The 2,983-nt window shown below is 67.5% G+C and carries 3 protein-coding genes; 1 reads left to right on the forward strand and 2 read right to left on the reverse strand.

What is annotated here, in order from left to right:
* Nucleotides 1-20: 20 nt before the first annotated feature.
* Both VGD20_RS13640 and hisC read right to left on the reverse strand, forming a co-directional pair.
* Nucleotides 21-926, reverse strand: coding sequence for a prephenate/arogenate dehydrogenase family protein (locus tag VGD20_RS13640; protein ID WP_331134975.1), 906 nt, complete (start codon nt 924-926; stop codon nt 21-23).
* A complete protein-coding gene (gene hisC, locus VGD20_RS13645) occupies nt 923-2,038 on the reverse strand; it encodes a histidinol-phosphate transaminase (protein ID WP_331134973.1) in 1,116 nt (371 codons plus the stop codon). Before hisC ends, VGD20_RS13640 begins: the two co-directional genes overlap by 4 nt.
* 209 nt (nt 2,039-2,247) lie before the next feature.
* On the opposite strand from hisC, the gene metX reads away from it, so the two are divergent.
* Nucleotides 2,248-2,983 (forward strand): homoserine O-acetyltransferase MetX (gene metX / locus VGD20_RS13650; protein WP_331134974.1); only part of this gene is annotated, 736 nt, incomplete at its 3' end.

Below are 2,983 nucleotides of genomic sequence, written 5' to 3' on the forward strand. Positions count from 1 at the left end.
TTCTCCGCGTCAGCGGAAAATCAGTGCTTGCGCCCGAAATCGGGCGCCGCGTCATCCTGCCCCTGTTCGATGATCGACCGCCGGATCGCGCGCGTGCGGGTGAACCAGTCCTCGAGCTTGCCGGCATCGCCGCGGCGGATCGCCTGCTGGAGTACCGTCAGATCCTCGTTGAAGCGCTGCAGCGTCGCGAGCACCGCGTCTCTGTTCGCAAGGAACACGTCGCGCCACATCACCGGATCACTCGCCGCGATCCGCGTGAAATCGCGGAAACCGCCGGCCGAATATTTGATCACCTCGCTCTCGGTGACCTCTTCGAGCTCGCTCGCGGTGCCGACGATCGTATAGGCGATGAGGTGCGGCAGATGGCTGGTCACCGCGAGCACCATGTCGTGATGCGCGGCATCCATGATGTCGACCTTCGCGCCCAGTGCGTGCCAGAATCCGGTCAGTGCCGTCACGGCGTCTTCGGGCGCGCCCGCGCCCGGGGTGACGATGCACCAGCGGCCTTCGAACAAGGTCGCAAATCCTGCGGCGGGCCCGCTGTTTTCCGTCCCCGCGACAGGATGCGCCGGGATGACGGCATGATCGGGCAGCGCCCTGGCGAGCGCGTCGGCGACGCCGGCTTTCGATGAACCGACGTCGGAAATGATCGCGTCGGCCCGCAGTCCGGGCGCGATCGCAATAGCCGCATCGGCCATGCGTCCCACCGGCACCGCGAGGATCACGAGATCGGCATCCGCCACCGCGGCAACCGGGTCGTCGGCAATCGTGTCGCAGAGCCCGAGGGCGCGTGCGGCATCGCGAACGCCGGCGTCGGCGTCATGGCCGGTCACCGCCACCCGCGGCAGCCGCTCGCCGATGGCACGCGCGATCGACGAGCCGATCAGGCCCAGCCCGATAATCGCAACGCGATCTATCGCCATCAGCCGTTCAGCGCGGCGCGGATCGCCGCCGCCAGCCCGCGCGTTTCCTGTTCGGTGCCGATCGTCATGCGCAGCGCATTGGGCAATCCCTGCCCCGGCAGCCAGCGCACGATATAGCCCGCATCCATCAGCCGCATATAGACCGTCTCGGCGCTCACATCGCCCTCGAACAGCACGAGCAGGAAATTGCACGCCGACGGCACGACACGAATGCCATGATTGCCGAGGCTCTCGAGCTCACCCGCCAGCCAGGCACGCCATTCGGCATTATGCTCGCGGCTGTGCGTAACGAATTCCTCGTCGCCGAGCGCCGCGACTGCCGCCGCCTGTCCGGCGCGCGTGACGTTGAACGGCAGGCGGATGCGATGCAGCGCCGAAATCACCTCCGCCGCGGCATAGCCCCAGCCGATCCGTTCGGCGGCAAGCCCGTGAATCTTCGAAAAAGTGCGCGTGATGAATACGTTAGGCTGCGTCTTCGCGAGTTCGAGCCCCCCGTCGTCCTCGGCGTCCGAGAGATATTCGCTATAGGCCTGGTCGATCACGAACAGCACATTCTTCGGCAGCCCCGCATAGAGCCGCGCGACCTCGTCGCGGGTCGCAAGCGTGCCGGTCGGGTTGTTCGGATTGGCGAGATAGACGACGCGCGTCCGATCGGTGACCGCCGCGAGCAGCGCATCGACATCGGTCGCATAGTCGCGGTCGTCGGCCTCGACCGGCACCGCGCCCACGCGGCGCGCGGCGATTTCATAGACCGCGAAACCGTAACGAACGTAGAGAATCTCGTCGCCGACACCGGCATAGGTGCCCGCCGCGAGGTGGAGCAGTTCGTCCGACCCGTTGCCGCAGATGATCCGCGCCGGATCGAGACCGAATTTCGCCGCGATCGTTTCGCGCAGGGTCACCGAGCCCGGATCGGGATAGCGCGAGAGCGCATCGGCCGCGCCCTGCGCCGCGGCGAACGCCGCCCGCGCCTTTTCCCCGGTGCCGAGCGGATTCTCGTTCGCGCTCAATTTGATCAGCGGGCGTCCGTCGGCGCCGGCCGATTTGCCCGGGACATAGGGAGCGATGCCGCTGATCCACGGCTTGGGAGTGAGGGTCTGGGTCGCGTCGGTCATGCCGCGCGGTTTAACGGCTATGCGCCCCAAGTCCAGTGGGCGAAAGGCCCGGCTCGACCTTTCCTCGTTCGTCACCCCGGGGCTCGATCCGGGGTCCACGCGGCCGGGCGCGGCGAGGGATCCCGGATCACGTCCGGGATGACGGGGCGGATGGCGGTTTTCACCTGTCGTTGACAGCATCTCCGCGCCCGCTTAGCCCCGCGCGAACCATGGCGAGCCTGCTCCACGATATCCGGCATCACAGCGTGACGATCACCGCGCCGCTTCCGCTCGACAGCGGGCAGTTGCTGCCGTCGGTGACGATCGCTTATCAGAGCTACGGCGCGCTTAATGCCGACAGGTCGAACGCGGTGCTGATCTGCCACGCGCTGACCGGCGACCAATATGTCGCGAGCGACCATCCGGCGACCGGAAAGCCCGGCTGGTGGGCGCGCATGGTCGGGCCCGGCAAGCCGATCGACACCGACCGCTTTCACGTCATCTGCGCTAATGTGCTCGGCAGCTGCATGGGGACGAGCGGCCCCGCCTCGCCCGACGCGGCGACCGGCACGCCGCTCGGCATGCATTTTCCCGTCATCACTATCACCGACATGGTGCGCGCGCAGGCGATGCTGCTCGACCATCTCGGCATTTCGCGGCTTCATGCCGTCGTCGGCGGATCGATGGGCGGCATGCAGGCGCTCGCCTGGGCCGCGACCTATCCCGATCGTCTTGCCTCGGCGCTCGTCATCGCCAGCGCGGCGCGCCATTCGGCGCAGAATATCGCCTTTCACGAGGTCGGGCGGCAGGCGATCATGGCCGATCCGGACTGGTGCCACGGCGATTACCTGAGCGAGGGCCGCAATCCGCGCCGGGGCCTGGCGGTGGCGCGCATGGCCGCGCACATCACCTATCTCTCCGAGGCCGCGCTGCACCAGAAGTTCGGGCGCAACCTGCAGGACCGGA

It is taken from the genome of Sphingopyxis sp., from assembly GCF_036402335.1.
Classification (GTDB): Bacteria; Pseudomonadota; Alphaproteobacteria; order Sphingomonadales; family Sphingomonadaceae; genus Sphingopyxis.

What these genes read in the sequence shown, in the direction of transcription:
- hisC (WP_331134973.1), bottom strand. Translation starts at nt 2,038, where the DNA reads ATGACCGACGCGACCCAGACCCTCACTCCCAAGCCGTGGATCAGCGGC.